This window comes from Lentzea californiensis, assembly GCF_024648825.1.
Lineage (GTDB): Bacteria > Actinomycetota > Actinomycetes > Mycobacteriales > Pseudonocardiaceae > Lentzea > Lentzea californiensis.
The window spans coordinates 273,396-289,081 of sequence record NZ_JANBBE010000007.1; the positions used below are offsets into that span (position 1 = coordinate 273,396).

16 protein-coding genes are annotated in these 15,686 nt (G+C 70.6%); 7 read left to right on the plus strand and 9 right to left on the minus strand.

Translation table 11 applies throughout. The annotated features are described in order from the left end of the window. Positions 1-227 precede the first annotated feature (227 nt). The 6 genes from LX88_RS25740 to LX88_RS25765 are packed head-to-tail and all read right to left on the minus strand — an operon-like array spanning position 228 to position 6,129. Positions 228-1,049 carry a shikimate dehydrogenase gene (locus tag LX88_RS25740; RefSeq protein ID WP_258950377.1) on the minus strand — a complete coding sequence of 274 codons (822 nt, stop codon included), beginning with the start codon at positions 1,047-1,049 and terminating at the stop codon, positions 228-230. Further along, on the minus strand, positions 1,049-2,272 hold the full coding sequence (gene mltG / locus LX88_RS25745) for an endolytic transglycosylase MltG (protein WP_258950378.1): 1,224 nt from the start codon (positions 2,270-2,272) through the stop codon (positions 1,049-1,051). Before mltG ends, LX88_RS25740 begins: the two co-directional genes overlap by 1 nt. Further along, the gene (ruvX, locus tag LX88_RS25750) at positions 2,269-2,757 is read right to left on the minus strand and encodes a Holliday junction resolvase RuvX (RefSeq protein WP_258950379.1); all 489 of its coding nucleotides are present in this window, start codon (positions 2,755-2,757) and stop codon (positions 2,269-2,271) included. Before ruvX ends, mltG begins: the two co-directional genes overlap by 4 nt. Next, positions 2,744-5,413: an alanine--tRNA ligase gene (gene alaS, locus LX88_RS25755; RefSeq protein WP_258950380.1), complete on the minus strand. Its 2,670-nt coding sequence runs from the start codon at positions 5,411-5,413 to the stop codon at positions 2,744-2,746. The genes ruvX and alaS overlap by 14 nt, the downstream gene beginning before the upstream one ends. 57 nt (positions 5,414-5,470) lie before the next feature. Next, on the minus strand, positions 5,471-5,740 hold the full coding sequence (locus LX88_RS25760) for a hypothetical protein (RefSeq protein WP_030481782.1): 270 nt from the start codon (positions 5,738-5,740) through the stop codon (positions 5,471-5,473). Continuing rightward, on the minus strand, positions 5,737-6,129 hold the full coding sequence (locus LX88_RS25765) for a DUF948 domain-containing protein (protein ID WP_258950381.1): 393 nt from the start codon (positions 6,127-6,129) through the stop codon (positions 5,737-5,739). Before LX88_RS25765 ends, LX88_RS25760 begins: the two co-directional genes overlap by 4 nt. Positions 6,130-6,514: 385 nt before the next feature. On the opposite strand from LX88_RS25765, the gene LX88_RS25770 reads away from it, so the two are divergent. Further along, positions 6,515-7,093 (plus strand): GNAT family N-acetyltransferase, encoded by a 579-nt coding sequence (locus LX88_RS25770; RefSeq protein WP_258950382.1) that lies wholly within the window; start codon positions 6,515-6,517, stop codon positions 7,091-7,093. Between the two features lie 14 nt (positions 7,094-7,107). Here the strand turns inward: LX88_RS25770 and LX88_RS25775 are convergent, their stop codons facing one another. Further along, positions 7,108-7,743 (minus strand): maleylpyruvate isomerase N-terminal domain-containing protein, encoded by a 636-nt coding sequence (locus LX88_RS25775; RefSeq protein ID WP_258950383.1) that lies wholly within the window; start codon positions 7,741-7,743, stop codon positions 7,108-7,110. Positions 7,744-7,771: 28 nt separating this feature from the next. Next, a complete protein-coding gene (locus tag LX88_RS25780) occupies positions 7,772-9,121 on the minus strand; it encodes a replication-associated recombination protein A (RefSeq protein ID WP_258950384.1) in 1,350 nt (449 codons plus the stop codon). A gap of 37 nt (positions 9,122-9,158) precedes the next feature. Between LX88_RS25780 and LX88_RS25785 the strand changes: the two genes are divergently transcribed. The 6 genes from LX88_RS25785 (at position 9,159) to LX88_RS25810 (ending at position 14,664) form a co-directional block, all read left to right on the plus strand. After that, on the plus strand, positions 9,159-9,737 hold the full coding sequence (locus LX88_RS25785; protein WP_258950385.1) for a uridine kinase family protein: 579 nt from the start codon (positions 9,159-9,161) through the stop codon (positions 9,735-9,737). 70 nt (positions 9,738-9,807) lie between these two features. Continuing rightward, positions 9,808-10,800 (plus strand): DUF7847 domain-containing protein, encoded by a 993-nt coding sequence (locus LX88_RS25790; RefSeq protein WP_258950386.1) that lies wholly within the window; start codon positions 9,808-9,810, stop codon positions 10,798-10,800. Beyond that, positions 10,787-11,386, plus strand: coding sequence for a DUF4129 domain-containing protein (locus LX88_RS25795; RefSeq protein WP_258950387.1), 600 nt, complete (start codon positions 10,787-10,789; stop codon positions 11,384-11,386). Before LX88_RS25790 ends, LX88_RS25795 begins: the two co-directional genes overlap by 14 nt. Next, on the plus strand, positions 11,383-12,414 hold the full coding sequence (locus tag LX88_RS25800) for a DUF4350 domain-containing protein (RefSeq protein ID WP_258950388.1): 1,032 nt from the start codon (positions 11,383-11,385) through the stop codon (positions 12,412-12,414). Before LX88_RS25795 ends, LX88_RS25800 begins: the two co-directional genes overlap by 4 nt. Then, positions 12,411-13,373 (plus strand): AAA family ATPase, encoded by a 963-nt coding sequence (locus LX88_RS25805; RefSeq protein ID WP_258950389.1) that lies wholly within the window; start codon positions 12,411-12,413, stop codon positions 13,371-13,373. The genes LX88_RS25800 and LX88_RS25805 overlap by 4 nt, the downstream gene beginning before the upstream one ends. Position 13,374: 1 nt before the next feature. Continuing rightward, positions 13,375-14,664 carry a DUF58 domain-containing protein gene (locus tag LX88_RS25810; RefSeq protein ID WP_258950390.1) on the plus strand — a complete coding sequence of 430 codons (1,290 nt, stop codon included), beginning with the start codon at positions 13,375-13,377 and terminating at the stop codon, positions 14,662-14,664. Here LX88_RS25810 and LX88_RS25815 read toward each other — a convergent pair. Further along, the gene (locus LX88_RS25815) at positions 14,661-15,668 is read right to left on the minus strand and encodes a stage II sporulation protein M (protein WP_258950391.1); all 1,008 of its coding nucleotides are present in this window, start codon (positions 15,666-15,668) and stop codon (positions 14,661-14,663) included. The two genes, LX88_RS25810 and LX88_RS25815, sit on opposite strands and share 4 nt — an antisense overlap. Positions 15,669-15,686: the final 18 nt, after the last annotated feature.

Consider the following 15,686-nt stretch of genomic DNA (forward strand, 5'->3'; position numbering starts at 1 on the left):
ACGCACCGGCGGCCGTGGTGCCGGAACCGGTCGGCCCACGCGCCCAAGCGGAGCCCCCCGGCAGACACACCCGTGCGTCCCCACCCACCGGCCCTCCCAAGGTGAGGAACACCGGCATGCGATGACTCCGGCCGAGTGGCACATCGTCCGCAGCCAAACGAGTCAGGCGTAGGGAACCACACGACCGGCGCGCACCGGTACCGGACGGTCCAAGATCAAGCCGAAAGTTACGACCGCGAGGCGAGTTCCGCGGCCAGCGCGGCGCGCATGGCCTCCTGTGGCGCGGGCTTGCCGGTGAACTGCTCGAACTGCCCGAAAGCCTGGTGCAGCAGCATGTCCAGCCCGGTGACCAGGCGGCTCCCGGAGGCCTCCACGGCCTTCGCGACCGGTGTGGGCCACGGGTGGTAGATCACGTCCAGCACGTACGGCGCCCGCGCCAGCGAGCCGGCCAGCTCGACGGTGGCCTCGGCGGGCACCGTCGACACGACCACGTCCGCGGCACCGGCCAGCACGGCGAGATCCACAGAGGACAGCTGCAGCACCTCGACTGAAACACCGACGCGCGACGCCGTCTCCACGGCCTCTCCCGCGCGTGCGGGATCGCGCACCACGAGGGAAACCGACGAGATGCCGAGCTCGGCGAAACCGGCGAGCGCGGCTGTGGCCGTGCCGCCCGCACCGAGGACGACGCCGTGCGAGCCGCTGGAGAAACCCTTCTCCCGCAACGCTCCCACGACACCGTCCACATCGGTGCAGTCGGCATGCCACTCGGAACCGTGGCGCACCAGCGTGTTCGCCGCGCCCACCGCCGTCGCGCGCGGGGTCACGACCGAGGCGAACGCCAGCGCGGCGCGTTTGGTCGGCATCGTGCAGGAGAGACCCGCCCACTCCGGGCCCAGTGACGAGACCAGAGCGGGGACGCCGGCCTCGGAGCACTCCAGCCGGGTGTACTCCCAGTCGAGGCCCAGCTCGGCGTACGCGGCGTTGTGCAGCACCGGGGAAAGCGAGTGCTCGATCGGCGAGCCGATCACCGCCGCCTTGCGCACCACTAGTAGACGCCCTCCCGCTGAGCCTTCTGGTCCTTCTCCTTGTGCTCGTCGTACGTCTTCGAGAAGCACGACGTGCCGTCCGCCTGGCACTTCACGAAGTACATCATGTCGCCGCCCGCGGGCTTGATCGCCGCGGCGATGGCCTGCTGCGACGGCGAGCCGATCGGCGTCGGCGTCAGGCCCTGGACCTTGTAGGTGTTGTAGGGCTGGTTCGCGTCGCGGTCCTCGTCGGACGTGCGGATGTGCGGCTGGTTGTTGCGGTAGTTGATGGTCGAGTCGAACTGCAGGGGCATCGGTTGCGCGATCCGGTTGTAGATGACCTGCGAGACCTGGCCGAAGTCCTTCTCGATGGCTTCCTTCTCGATCAACGAGGCGATGACGAGCACCTCGTAGGGACGGAAGCCGGTGTTCATGGTGCCGCCGGGAATGCCCGCGCCCTGCAGCTTCTGGGCCGAGGCCACGATGACGCTGCGGATCAGCTCGACCGCGGTGACACCGGGCTTGACCTGGTAGACGCCGCGCATGATCAGGCCTTCGAGGCGGAACGCGGGCTCGGCGCGCTTCACGTCCGCCAGCGCCCAGTCCGGCACACCGAGGGCGACCGGGTCGGTCTGCTCGGCGGCGGCCTTGATCTCGTCGGCGGTCAGGCAGACCTTCGCGCCGTCCTTGTCCGTGCAGCTCGCGGCGGCGAGCTGGGAGTAGATGCCCGGGACGGTCTTGCCGTTGGCCTGGATGTCGGTGAGCTTCAGGCCACCGACGATCTGGACGGCCGGGACCCGCGTCTTCGGGTCGATCATCTTGGCCACCGCGTTCTGGCCCGACATCTTCGTCTTCATCAGGTAGAAGCCCGGCTGGATCGACGTCACGCGGGCATCGGTCTTGCTGGCCTCGGTGAAGGCTCGCGCGGAGGCGATGACGCCGTTGTCGTACAGGGTCGACGCGATCTTGCTGACCACGTCGCCGTCCTGGACCTCGACGATGGCGTCGGCCTCGCCGCTGCCCGCGTAGTCCTCGAACGAGCCGATGCCTCGCAGCTCCTTGTAGCCGTAGTAGGCACCGCCCATGCCCACGGCGAGGATCAGCGCGACGACCAGCCACAGGACCGTCTTCTTGCGCTTCTTCGCCTTGACGCGGGCGTTGTCACGCTCGCGATCGCGCCTCTTGAGCGGCCTTCGCTCATCCGCTTCGGGGTCGGTGAACAACCCGAGATCGTCGCCGCTCACGCCTCGTCCTTTCGGGCGGGCACCGAATGTGCCCGTGCGTCCAGCCAAGATTGCAGGATCTCGACAGCGGCAGCCTGGTCGACCACGGCTCGCTGCTTCTTGCCCTTCACACCGCGCTGCGCCAGCACCCTGCTCACCACGACCGTCGTCAGGCGTTCGTCGGTGAGCCGCACCGGCACCGGTGCGATGCGCCCGGCCAAGGCCGCAGCGTACGCGGTCGCCGCCTCTGCCGCGGGGCCGTGCCTGCCCGCCAACGTCTTCGGCAAGCCGACCACGACCTCTACGACGTCATGTTCGGCCACGAGACGTACGAGTTCCGTGAGGTCCGAGCCGTTCTTCTGGTCGCGTCGCAGGGTGACCAGCGGAGTCGCCAGGAACGGTGCCGGATCGCTGAGGGAGACCCCCACGCGAACCGACCCGACGTCGACGCCGAGCCTCCGTCCGAGGCCCGGGTCGTCGACACCGGGAACATCAGCGCTGTTCAAGCACCTTGTCCAGTTCGTTGGTCAGGGCCGTGATGGCGTCGGTGACGCCGGCCGGGTTCGTGCCGCCGCCCTGGGCCAGGTCCGGCTTGCCGCCACCGCGGGCGGCGATGGCCGGGCCGAACACCGGGACGAGCTTGCCGGCGGCCAGGCCCAGGTCGCGGGCGGCGGCCGTGGTGGCCACCACGAAGCTGACCTTGTCGCCGTCGACCGAGAACAGGGCCACCACACCGGGCCTGCTGCCCAGGCGGTTGCGGACCTCGCCACCGAGCGTGCGCAGGTCGTTGCCCGGCACGCCCTCGAGGCCCAGGGCCACCAGCGACAGGCCGCGGATGTCGAGGGCCTTGCCGGCGAGGGCGCCGGCGTTGCCCAGCAGCTCGGCGGCGCGGACCTTCTCCAGCTCCTTCTCGGCGGTCTTCAGGCGCTCGACCAGCGACTCGATCCGCTCGGGCAGGCCGTCGGAGGAGACCTTGAGCATGTCGGAGAGGTTCTGCACGATGGCGCGTTCCTTGGCCAGGAACCGCATGGCCTCGATGCCGACGTAGGCCTCGAGACGGCGCACGCCGGAACCGACCGACGACTCACCCAGCAGGGTGATCGGGCCGATCTGCGACGAGTGCTCGACGTGGGTGCCACCGCACAGCTCGCGCGACCACTCGCCACCGATCTCGATGACGCGCACGGTCTCGTCGTAGGTCTCGCCGAACAGGGCGACGGCACCCATCTCCTGGGCACCGGCCATGTCGGTGTAGACGATGCTGACCGGCAGGTCCTTGCGCACGGCGAGGTTCGAGACCTCTTCGATCTCGCTCTTGGCCTCGGCGGACAGGCCACCGGTCCAGGCGAAGTCGAGCCGCAGGTAGCCGGGCTTGTTGTACGAACCGCTCTGCAGGGCCGACGGGCCGAGCACGTGCCGCAGCGCGGCGTGCACGACGTGCGTGCCCGAGTGGCCCTGGCGGGCACCGACGCGCCACTCCGGGTCGACGCGGGCCTCGACGTGCTCGCCCTCGGAGACCTCGCCGGAGCGGACGCGCACCTGGTGCACCCACAGCTTGCGGGCGACCTTCTGCACGTCGAGCACCTCGAGCTCGGCGTTGGCCGTGACGATGGTGCCGGCGTCGGACTCCTGGCCACCGGACTCGGCGTAGAGCGGCGTGCGGTCCAGGACGACCTCGACGATGTCGCCCTCGCGAGCCGACTTCACCCGAGCGCCGTTGTGCACGATGCCTCGCAGCGTGGCCTCGGAGGCGAGCTCGGTGTAGCCGGTGAACTCGGTCGGGCCCTGCTCCAGCAGCTCGCGGTACACCGACTGGTCGCCGTGGCCGGTCTTCTTGCCGGCGGCGTCGGCCTTGGCACGGGCGCGCTGCTCGGCCATCAGCTTGCGGAAGCCGTCCTCGTCCACGGACAGGCCGGCCTCGGAGGCCATCTCCAGCGTGAGGTCGATCGGAAAGCCGTACGTGTCGTGCAGCTGGAAGGCCTTGTCACCGGGCAGCGTGGCGCGGCCGTCGGACTTCACCTCGGCGGCGGCGCCCTCGAAGATGCGCGAACCGGCGTCGAGGGTGCGCAGGAACGTGTCCTCCTCGGCCTTGAGCACCTGCTGGATGCGGGCGAACCCGCTGACCAGCTCGGGGTAGGCCTCGCCCATCGAGTCGCGGACGACCTCGGCGAACTGCTGCAGCACCGGCTCGTTCACGCCCAGCAGGCGGGAGCTGCGCACGATGCGGCGCAGCAGGCGGCGCAGCACGTAGCCGCGGGCCTCGTTGCCGGGCGTGACGCCGTCGCCGACCAGGAGCACACCGCTGCGGGCGTGGTCGGCGATGACGCGGAAGCGGACGTCGTCGACCTCGTTGGTGCCGTACTTGCGGCCGGAGAGCTCCTCGGCCTTGCTGATGACGGCGCGGACCAGGTCGGTCTCGTAGACGTTGTCGACGCCCTGCAGCAGGTAGGCGACGCGCTCGACGCCCATGCCGGTGTCGATGTTCTTCGACGGCAGCTCACCGAGGACCGGGTAGTCCTTCTTGGCACCGCCCTCGCCGCGGACGTTCTGCATGAAGACGAGGTTCCAGATCTCCAGGTACCTGTCCTCGTCGACTACCGGGCCGCCCTCCTTGCCGTACTCGGGGCCGCGGTCGTAGTAGATCTCCGAGCACGGGCCGCACGGGCCGGGAACGCCCATCGACCAGAAGTTGTCCTCGACGCCGCGGCGCTGGATGCGCTCCAGCGGCATGCCGGCGACCTTCTGCCACAGCTCGATGGCCTCGTCGTCGTCCAGGTAGACCGTCACCCAGATGCGCTCGGGGTCGAAGCCGTAGCCACCGTTCTCCTGGGAGTTGGTGATCAGCTCCCAGGCGAGCCGGATGGCGTCTTCCTTGAAGTAGTCGCCGAGCGAGAAGTTGCCGGCCATCTGGAAGAACGTGAGGTGGCGGGTGGTCTTGCCGACCTCGTCGATGTCGGGCGTGCGCACGCACTTCTGGATGCTCGTCATCCGCGGGGCGGGCGGCGGGGCCTCGCCGAGGAAGTAAGGCTTGAACGGCACCATGCCGGCGTTGACGAACAGCAGGTTCGGGTCGTCGAGCAGCAGCGAGGCGCTGGGGATGTACTTGTGCCCGGCCTTCTCGAAGTGCTCGCGGAAACGCTTGATGATCTCGTGGGTCTGCACGGGAAGTTCCTAAGTGTTGCTGGGGATTGTCAGGGCATGGTCACGGGGCGAACGGCGCTAGTGCTTCCCGTTCGCCCTGGGCGCTCGGCGCCCCGGCGTGAATCCCGTCTGACGTTCCACGGTGTCCTGCAACTCCTGTTCCCGTTCGGCCATCCCCGCGCGCACCTCGGCCCCGAAGGAACCGATGGCGCCGGCGAGTTCGCGCAGGCCTTCACCCACGTTAGCGCCGACACCGGCGGGAGTCGCCTGCTTTGCGACCTCGGAGGCCTTCTTCGCGGCGAACAGGCCTGCCGCGGCACCCAGTCCGAACCAGAAGAGGCGGCTCACTTCGCACCTCGCCTGGAACGACGCTTGGAGTGCTTGTTCGGCTGTTCGGCGGCCTTGCGGCGCGCCTTGACGGCCTTGCTCACGCCGTAGGACAGCGCGGCGGCCTTGACCAGCGGACCGCCGAGAGTGGCGGTGAACAGGCTGGTGAGCGCCGAGACGTTGCCCGTGACGGCGCGCGCGTTGGCCGTGATGCCGTCGACGCGTTCGAGCTGCGTGTTCACGTGCGTGAGCGTCGTGTTGGCTTCAACGAACAACGGGTCCGTGTTCTCGTGCGCTTTGCGCATCGCGATCGTGGCCTCGTCGAAGAAGCGCGCGGCCTTGATCGCCACGACCCCCACGATGAGCACGAGCAGCACGAAAGCACCGGCGGCGAGCCACCCTGGCGACACGGATCCTCCTGGTGAACAGGCGTTCGGGCTTGGTTGCGGGTGAGATTACCGGGTGGGCCCGACACTCGACTGGGCGGCACCATTTGTTGATCTTCAACGGCCTGTGGCGCCGTCGATCTGCTCGCGGAAGTTGTCCGTGGCCCGCGTGTCGGCCGGTTTCGGCGGTCGTGTGCCGCCTGGGTTACCAGCAAGGGACGGTGTACCACCCGCCGTCCTGCACAGGCTCCACAGACCTGACATCCCGCCAGCCCGGCGAGGAGAACGCACGAGACCTCATTGACGCGCGCCGTCACAGCCTGTGAAATACCCGTCACCCAGGGCTTGACAGCGGCGGCCTTGCCGATAGAAGTTAGGCAACCCTAAGTGGATCCGCGCAGGAGGCCTCGTGAAGCCGGTGTCGCACCTGGACTCCTATCGGCTGCAGCTCATGGCGGACGCCCCGCCCGTCCCGGACCTGCCGATGCCGTGGGACGCCCGCGTCGCGCGTTCGGACGGCTACGACCTGCACCTCGTGCACCGCTGGAACCAGGCACCGCACGTGGCGGCGTTCCGGCGGCAGGCGTGGACGGTGCCGCAGTGGGAGCGCCGGCTGGTGGAGCTGCTGGCGGGGGACGACGTCCGGCCGGTGCTGATCAGCTGGCACGGCCGGCCGGTGATCTACGCCGAGGTCTACCGCGCGGCCAGGCACGCCGTCGCCGGCTGCTACCGGGCGCGGCCGCACGACATCGGGCTGAACCTCGCCGTCGGTGAGCTGGCGATGACCGACCGCGGGCTCGTGCGGTCACTGCTCCCCAGGCTCACCGACGCGCTGTTCGAGGCCGACCCGCACTGCACGCGGATCGTGCTCGAACCGGACGTGCGCAACACGCGGGCCATCAGGTCGTTCGAGGCCGGCGGGTTCGTGGCCGCGGACGAGATCATGCTGCCCGGCAAGCTCGCACTGCTGATGATCTGCAAGCGTTAGAACGCAGTCAAACGTTAGAACGCGGTGATGTCCTGCGGCGCACGCTCTTTGCGGCTCAAAGCACGCACCACGTCGATGGCGCGGTGCTTGTTGAGCGCCATCCGGGTCAGCAGGTCGATGACCGTCTCGTTGACGTGGCGCGGGAACTCGGGGGTGTCCAGCCCGACGCTCACCGCGAGGTCGTCGGAGTGCACGACGAACTCCATCAGCCTGCTGACGAGGTACTCGTCCAGCGGCACCGCCCACGGGCCCCAGTGCGGCATGCGGACGCCACGGTCCTCCTGACCGGGCAACGACTTCGCGAGTTCGTCGAGGGTCTGCTCGAACCGGTCGCAGAGGGCGCCGTGCCCCTCCGCCGCGAGCTTCTCGCCGCCCGCGCGGATGCGGGTGTGGAACTCCGAGTCGACGTCGAGGTCGGTCCACCTGGCCCGCGCGTAGTGCTCCATGAGCGGGACGACGGGCTCGTCGCCGGGTGGGGTCCCGATCATCGACGGCAGTGGCAGCGCCTGGTAGGCCACGTGTCCGGCGAGGCCGCTGACGCCGAACTCCGGCAGCGCGCTCGGCTGGTCCCAGTGCTGCGCGACCTGCGGGTGGCGCAGGAGGTCCAGGGCGATGCGGGCGGTGGTCAGGAAGTCTTCTCTGATCGTCACTTCGCCGAAGCTACCGCGCCGGGGCGGGTCACTCGCCCCTGATCACCCTGCGCAGCCGCGGCAGCCGTTCCGCCAGGGCTCGTTCGCCGCCGCGCCCGGTCGGCTCGTAGTAGTCACGTCCCACCAGGTCGTCCGGCGCGTACTGCTGCGTCAGCACGCCCTCGGGCACGTCGTGCGGGTACCGGTAGCCCTGCGCGTTGCCCAGCTTCGCCGCGCCCGCGTAGTGCCCGTCGCGCAGATGTGCCGGCACGGAACCGATGGCTCCCTTGCGCACGTCCTCGATGGCGGCGTAGATCGCGGTGGTCACGGCGTTCGACTTCGGCGCGGTGGCGAGGTGGATCGTGGCCTGCGCGAGGTTCAGGGCGCACTCGGGCAGACCGATGAGCTGCACGGCCTGAGCCGCCGCCACGCACGTCTGCAACGCCGTCGGGTCGGCCATGCCGACGTCCTCGCTGGCGTGGATCACCAGCCGCCGCGCGATGAACCGCGGGTCCTCCCCCGCCTCGATCATCCGCGCGAGGTAGTGCAGGGCCGCGTCGACGTCCGAGCCCCGGATCGACTTGATGAAGGCCGACGTCACGTCGTAGTGCTGATCACCGTCGCGGTCGTAGCGCACCGCCGCCTTGTCCACCGTGGACTCCAGCAACGTCAGCGTGATCACGCCTTCGTTCGACGCCAGCGCCGAGTCCGCGGCAGCCTCCAGCGCCGTGAGCGAGCGGCGGGCGTCACCTCCGGCCAGGCGGATCAGGTGGTCCTCCGCCTCGGGCTCCAGCACCACGGACCCGCCCAGGCCGCGCTGGTCGGACACCGCCCGCTGGATCACCGCGCGCACACCGTCGTCGGTCAGCGACCTGAGCTGCAGCACGAGTGAACGCGACAGCAGCGGTGACACGACCGAGAAGAACGGGTTCTCCGTGGTGGCCGCGACCAGCAGCACGATCCGGTCCTCGACCGCACCCAGCAGGGCGTCCTGCTGGGTCTTGGAGAACCGGTGGACCTCGTCGATGAACAGGACGGTCGACTCGCCGGAGCGGACCAGGCGGCGGCGGGCCTCGTCGATGACCGCCCGCACTTCCTTGACCCCGGCCGACAGCGCGCTCAGAGCCACGAACCGGCGGCCGGTCGCCTTCGACACCAGGGTCGCGAGGGTCGTCTTGCCGGTGCCGGGAGGGCCGTACAGCATCACGGACGCCGGCGTGGCGCCCTCGACCAGGCGGCGCAGCGGGGCGCCCGGCCCGAGCAGGTGGTCCTGGCCGACGACCTCGTCCAGCGTGGCCGGACGCATCCGCACGGCCAGCGGGGCGTTGGCCGCGATGCGCTGGGCCTTCTCCTCGTCGGTCGCGCCGAAGAGGCCCTCGTCGAACAGACCTTCGCTCATGCGTTCGAGCCTAGGACATATGCGAGGATCGCGTTCCGTGCCCATCCCTCGTGCCGTGCTGCTCGCCGGCCCCTCCGGCTCAGGCAAGTCGACACTCGCCGCCCACCTCGGCTGGCCTGTCCTGCGCCTGGACGACTTCTACCGCGACGGCGACGACCCGCTGCTGCCCCGCGACGAGCACGGCAGGGCCGACTGGGACGACATCGGCTCGTGGAACGCGGACAAGGCGCTTCAGGCGATCATCGAGCTGTCGGAGACCGGCAGGGTCGAGGCGCCGGTCTACTCGATCAGCGAGGACCGCGCGGTCGGCACCCAGACGATCGAGCTCGGCGGCGCGCCCGCGTTCATCGCGGAAGGCCTGTTCGCGGACCTGCTGGTCCAGGGCGCACGGGAGGCGGGGGTGCTCCGGGACGCGATCGTGCTCGCGCCGAGCCCTCCCGTCACGTTCGTGCGCCGGTTCGCCCGGGACGTGGCCGAGGCCCGCAAACCGGTGCCGACGCTGGTCAGGCGCGGGCTGCGGCTCATGCGGGAGCAGCCTCAGGTGGTGAGGAGGTGCGTCAGCGCGGGCATGCGGCGCACGACCCCGGCCAAGGCGCGGACCGAGCTCGTTTCGTGATCGGGTTGCCGGGTGGCGGCGGCCCTGGTCTGGCAGGATTCCGCTCACACCACGACCGGGGGTAGCCGAGATGTCCGAAACGCCCGGCTGGTCGTCACCCGACCAGCCACAGAACCAGCAGCCGCAGCAGCCTGGCCAGCAGCCGCAGTACGGCTACAACGCACCGCCGCCGCCCGGTGGCCAGCCGACGATCAAGCCCGGTGTGATCCCGCTGCGCCCGCTGGCCGTCGGCGAGATCGTCGACGGCGCCATCACGACGATGCGGCGCTACCCGAAGCTGATCATCGGCGCGGCCGCCGTGGTCGCCGCGGTCACGCAGATCGTCGGCCTGCTGGTGCAGCTGCCGTTCCTCGACGACCTCACCGCCGTCGTGGCGCTCGACCCGAACAGCGTGACGCAGGAACAGGCGGTCGACCAGTTCACCAGGGCCGTCGGCGGTTTCCTCACCGGCACGGCGCTCAGCGTCTTCCTGCTGCTGCTCGGCACCGTGTTCCTGTCGGGCTTCATCACCGTCATCGTGGGTCACGCCGTGCTGGGCAAGCCGGTCACGTTCGCGCAGGCGTGGGAGGAGTTCAAGCCCCGGCTGCTCCCGCTGCTCGGCGCGACGCTGCTGTCCGGTCTCGTGATCACCGTCGGCCTGCTCCTGTGCGTCGTGCCCGGCGTCTGGCTGTGGGTGCTGTTCGCGCTGGTCACGCCCGCGCTCGTGCTCGAGCGCTGCGGCGTCACCGCCGCGTTCGGCCGCTCGAAGAAGCTCGTGGACGGCGCGTGGTGGCGGACGTTCGGCATCCTGCTGCTCACCGTCGTGATCGGCTGGGTGATCAGCTGGATCATCAGCCTCCCGTTCGGCCTGCTGGGCGCGGCGACGACCGGCTTCTCGGCCGACCCCACGGCGTCCCTGAGCGTCGGCTCGCTGGTCCTGTCGACCATCGGCGCGATCATCGCCTCGACGATCACGCTGCCGTTCAGCTCCGCGGTGACCGTGCTGCTCTACGTCGACCGCCGGATGCGGTCCGAGGGCATGGACATCGAACTCCAGCGGGCCGCGGGGCATGGCGGTCTCTGACGTACCGGTAGATCTCGGCCGCGACGAGGCGAGGGAGGCGGCCGTCCGGGAGCTCGGCGACCCGGCGTACGTCTCCGACGACCCGAACCCGCTGGAACGCGCGATCGACTGGGTGCTGACCCGCCTCGGCGAGCTGTTCGCCGGGGCGGGCGGCATGAGCGGCATCACCGCGGTCACGGTCGTCGTGGCCGTGCTGGTGCTGATCGTGATCATCTTCAGGCTGCGTGTCGGGCCCACGGGCCGTGCGCTGCGGTCGGACGGCACCGTGTTCGGCTCGACCGCCATGACCGCGGCCGAGCACCGGGCCGCCGCCGAGAAGGCCGCGGCGGCCGGTGACCTGGCCGAGGCCGTGCGCGAACGCTTCCGCGCGGTGGTGCGCGAGCTGGAACAACGCGGCGTGCTCGAGGCACGGGCCGGACGCACCGTGGACGAGGTCGCTTTCGAGGCGGGCCAGGCACTTCCGGTGCTCGCCGGCGACCTGCGCGGCGCGGCGATCCAGTTCGACGACGTCTGGTACGGCGGCAGGCCCGCGACGGTGGAGGGGTACCAGCAGCTGGTCTCCGTGGACGGCAAGGTGCGCGGATGACGGCGGTCTCCCCCGACGCCGGCCGCATCTGGACCGCCGCGCGCGGTCCCCTGCTGATCGGCGTGATCATTCTCTTCGCCGCGGTCGTGATCACGCTGCTGCGCGGCAGCGGTGAGGGCGGCGCGCTCGACCCCCGGTCGTTCCGGCCGGAGGGCAGCCACGCGGTCGCCCGGCTGCTGGAGCAGAACGGCGTGCGCGTCGAGCTCACCGACAACGCGTCCGCTGTGGACGGTGCGACGCTGTTCGTGACGCAGCCGAACCTGATCGACCCGCGGCGGCTCGCGGACCTGAGCGGCCGGGCCTCCTCGACCGTGCTCCTCGCGCCCTCTCCCGGGCTGCGCCGGCTCGAGGTCGGGACCCGCCAGCCCGGCTGCCCGCTGGCGGACGGAGCCGGCGCGGCGACCACGGGCGGGTTCACCTACGAGGGTGAGCAGAGTTGCTACGACTCGACGCTGGTCCGCACCGGCACCGTCACGACGATCGGCTACGGCGGGATCTTCACCAACCGCGACATCGACGAGGAGGGCAACGCGGCACTCGCGTTGTCGTTGCTGGGCCAGCACGAACGGCTGGTCTGGTACGTGCCGTCGGCGGCGGACAGGTCGCAGCAGAAGTCGCTGACCGACCTGGTCCCGGACGGCTGGAAGTACGGCGCCCTGCAGCTCGGTGTCGCGGTCGTGCTGCTCGCGGTGTGGCGGGCGCGCAGGCTCGGCCGCGTGGTGCCCGAACCGCTCCCGGTCGTGGTGCGCGCCGCCGAGACCGTGGAGGGCAGGGCGCGGCTGTACCGCCGGTCGCACGCCGCGTCGCACGCCGCCTCCGTGCTGCGGCAGGCGACGCGTGACCGGCTGGCACCGCTGCTGGGGGTGCCGCCGGGCGACGATCCGTCCGAGGAGATCGCCCGCAGGACTTCGCGTCCCGTCACTTCGGTGCGGGCGCTGCTCTACGACAGGGAGCCGGTGGACGACCGGGGGTTGGTCGCGCTGGCCGCATCGCTCGATGCTCTGGAGAACGAGGTGCGCAAGGCATGACGGCAGTGGTCACCACCGAGGAAGCCCGTACGGCGCTGGTGGCGTTGCGCGCGGAGATCGGCAAAGCCGTGGTGGGCAACGACGCCGCCGTGACGTCGTTGATCCTCGCGTTGCTGTGCAAGGGACACGTGCTGCTGGAGGGTGTTCCGGGCGTCGCGAAGACGTTGCTCGTGCGCGCTCTTGCACGCGCGTTGGACCTGTCGACGACGCGGGTGCAGTTCACGCCGGACCTGATGCCCGGCGATCTGACGGGGTCGCTGGTCTACGACTCGCACAACGCGGCGTTCTCGTTCCGCGAGGGCCCGGTGTTCACGAACCTGCTGCTCGCCGACGAGATCAACCGGACGCCGCCGAAGACGCAGTCCGCGCTGCTGGAGGCGATGGAGGAACGGCAGGTCTCCGCCGACGGCAAGACGCGGCCGCTGCCGTCGCCGTTCATCGTCGTGGCGACGCAGAACCCGGTGGAGTACGAGGGCACCTACCCGTTGCCCGAGGCGCAGCTCGACCGGTTCCTGCTCAAGGTGACGATGCCGATCCCGGGGCGGGAGCACGAGATCGACGTGCTGACGCGGCACGCCTCCGGCTTCGACCCGCGTGACCTCTCGTCGTTGTCGCCGGTCGCGAGTGCCGCACACCTGGAGGCGGGGACGGCGGCCGTGCGCGCGTTGACCGTGGCTCCCGAGGTGATCGCGTACGTCGTGGACGTGTGCCGTGCGACCCGTCAGTCTCCGGCCGTGCGTCTGGGCGTTTCTCCCCGTGGCGCAACGGCTCTGCTGGCTGCCGCACGTGCGTGGGCGTGGCTCTCGGGCCGTGACTACGTGACGCCCGACGACGTGAAGGCGCTCGCACGGCCCGCGTTGCGGCATCGGCTGGAGTTGCGCCCGGAGGTCGAACTGGAGGGCGTGACGGCGGACGGCGTGCTGGACGGCGTGCTCGGTGCCGTTCAGGTGCCACGCTGACGTGGCGCTCACGGGCCGCGCGGGACTGCTCGCGCTCATCGGGGTCTTCGTCGTCGGGCTTCTCCTGCCGTCGTGGCAGGGGATTCTCGTTCTGTTCGGCCTTCTGGTGCTGTGCGTGGCCGTCGACTTGTTGTTGGCGGGCGGCGTGCGGCGGCTGACGTTCTCGCGCGCGGGGGCGACCTCGGTGCGCACGGGCGAGCCGTGTGTGGTGCAGCTGACCGTGCACAACCCCGGACGTCGGCTGCGTGGCGTTCTTCGTGACGCATGGGCGCCTTCTGCCGGTGTGGTCGCCGATCGGGTTGCGGTCGACGTGCCCGCCGGTGGTTCGCGTGTGCTGTCTTTCGAGCTGCGGCCCCTACGGCGTGGCGATCGCACTGCGGACCGTGTGACCGTGCGTTCCCACGGCCCGTTGGGCATCGCGGCACGGCAAGGCTCACACGTCGTGCCGTGGATCGTGCGCGCGCTGCCGCCGTTCCACAGCCGCCGTCACCTTCCTCCCCTGCTGGAACGCCTGCGCGAACTGGACGGCCGCCGCGCCTCGTTGATCCGCGGCGCCGGCACGGAGTTCGACTCGCTGCGCGCGTACGTCATCGGTGACGACGTGCGCTCGATCGACTGGCGCGCCTCGGCTCGTTCGCCGGACGTGGTGGTCCGCACCTGGCGCCCCGAACGCGACCGGCAGGTGACGATCGTGCTCGACACGGCCCGCACCTCGGCGGGCCGCGTGGACGGCGCACTCGGTGGTCTGCCGCGCCTGGACACGGCGATGGACGCCGCGTTGTTGTTGTCCGCCTTGGCTTCGCAGGCCCGCGACCAGATCGACTTCCTGGCGTTCAGCCAGCAGGTGCGCGCCTCGGTACCGCGGGCGACACTGCCCGTCCTGGTGCAGGCCATGGCACCGCTGGAGGCCGAACTGGTCGAGTTCGACGCCCGCGGCGCCGTCTCCGAGGTGCTCCGCCGGGCGGGTCGCCGCTCACTGGTCGTGCTGCTGACGTCGCTGGAGCCGTCGATGGAGCACGGCCTGCTGCCGCTGCTGCCGGCGTTGGCCACGCGCCACCACCTGCTGGTCGCGTCGGTGTCCGACCCGGCCGTGCACGCGATGGCCGCCGGACGTGGCGACCTGGAGGCCGTGTACGCGGCCGCCGCGGCGGAACGCACTCTGGCCGAACGCCGCCGTCTCACCGCGTTGCTCGCACGGCACGGTGTCGACGTCGTGGACGCACTGCCCGACGACCTGCCGCGCGCTCTCGCGGACCGCTATCTCTCGTTGAAGGCCGCCGGCAAGCTTTAGACGGCGACGGGCGCGACGTCCTCACGTTCGCTCGCGTCCATGTCGCCCGTCTCACCCTGCCGCGCGGCCCGGCGCCCGATCACGAAGACGTACAGCAGGAACAGCACCTCGGCCACCACCCCGATGCCGATGCGCGCCCACGTCGGCAGCCCGGAAGGCGTCACGAACCCTTCCAGCACACCGGACACGAGCAGCACCACGACCAGTCCGAGCGCCACCGCGACGACCGACCGGCCCTCCGTGGCGAGGGCCTGGCCACGGGTGCGCTTGCCGGGGTCGATCACCTGCCAGCCCAGCCGCATGCCGATGCCCGCCGCCACGAACACGGCCGTGAGCTCCAACAACCCGTGCGGCGCCAGCAGTCCGAGGAACACCCCTCCGCGGCCCGCACCGAACATCAGCCCGATGCCGACGCCGACGTTGAGGGCGTTGGTGAAGAGCAGGTAGACCGGCGGGATCGCGAACAGCACGCCCAGCAGCAGGCAGGCCGCGGCGACCCAGGCGTTGTTCGTCCACACCTTCGCCGCGAACGACCCGGCGGGGTCGCTGGAGTAGTACGACTCGTACCCGCCGCCGACCCTCGTCATCTCCCGGATCTCCTCCGGCGCGGCGATGGTCGCCTGCACGTCCGGGTTCGAGGCGATCCACGCCGCGATGATGCCGGTGACGAGGTAGAACGCGATCCCGGCCGGCACCCACCACCGCCAGCCGAGGTAGATCGCGGCGGGCAGCCGGTGCGTGAAGAAGCGCGTGAACGTCCGCCAGGCGGGCGTGTGCGTGCCCGTCAGCACCGACCGCGCCTGGGCTACCAGTGCCGAGAGCCGTTCGACCGTGGCCGGGTCCGGCATCTGGCTGCGCACGACCGACAGGTGCGTCGTCACCCGCTGGTAGAGCTCGATCAGCTCGTCGGCCTCGGGCCCGCTGAGCTTCCCGGACCGCTTGACCAGCCGCTCGAGCCGCCGCCACGACTCGCGGTGGCGATCGATGAAGACGTCGAGATCCACGATGGGTCACACTATCCG

What these genes read in the sequence shown, in the direction of transcription:
- LX88_RS25805 (WP_258950389.1), top strand. Translation starts at nt 12,411, where the DNA reads ATGACGGCAGTGGTCACCACCGAGGAAGCCCGTACGGCGCTGGTGGCG.
- LX88_RS25780 (WP_258950384.1), bottom strand. Translation starts at nt 9,121, where the DNA reads ATGAGCGAAGGTCTGTTCGACGAGGGCCTCTTCGGCGCGACCGACGAG.
- LX88_RS25790 (WP_258950386.1), top strand. Translation starts at nt 9,808, where the DNA reads ATGTCCGAAACGCCCGGCTGGTCGTCACCCGACCAGCCACAGAACCAG.
- LX88_RS25795 (WP_258950387.1), top strand. Translation starts at nt 10,787, where the DNA reads ATGGCGGTCTCTGACGTACCGGTAGATCTCGGCCGCGACGAGGCGAGG.
- LX88_RS25800 (WP_258950388.1), top strand. Translation starts at nt 11,383, where the DNA reads ATGACGGCGGTCTCCCCCGACGCCGGCCGCATCTGGACCGCCGCGCGC.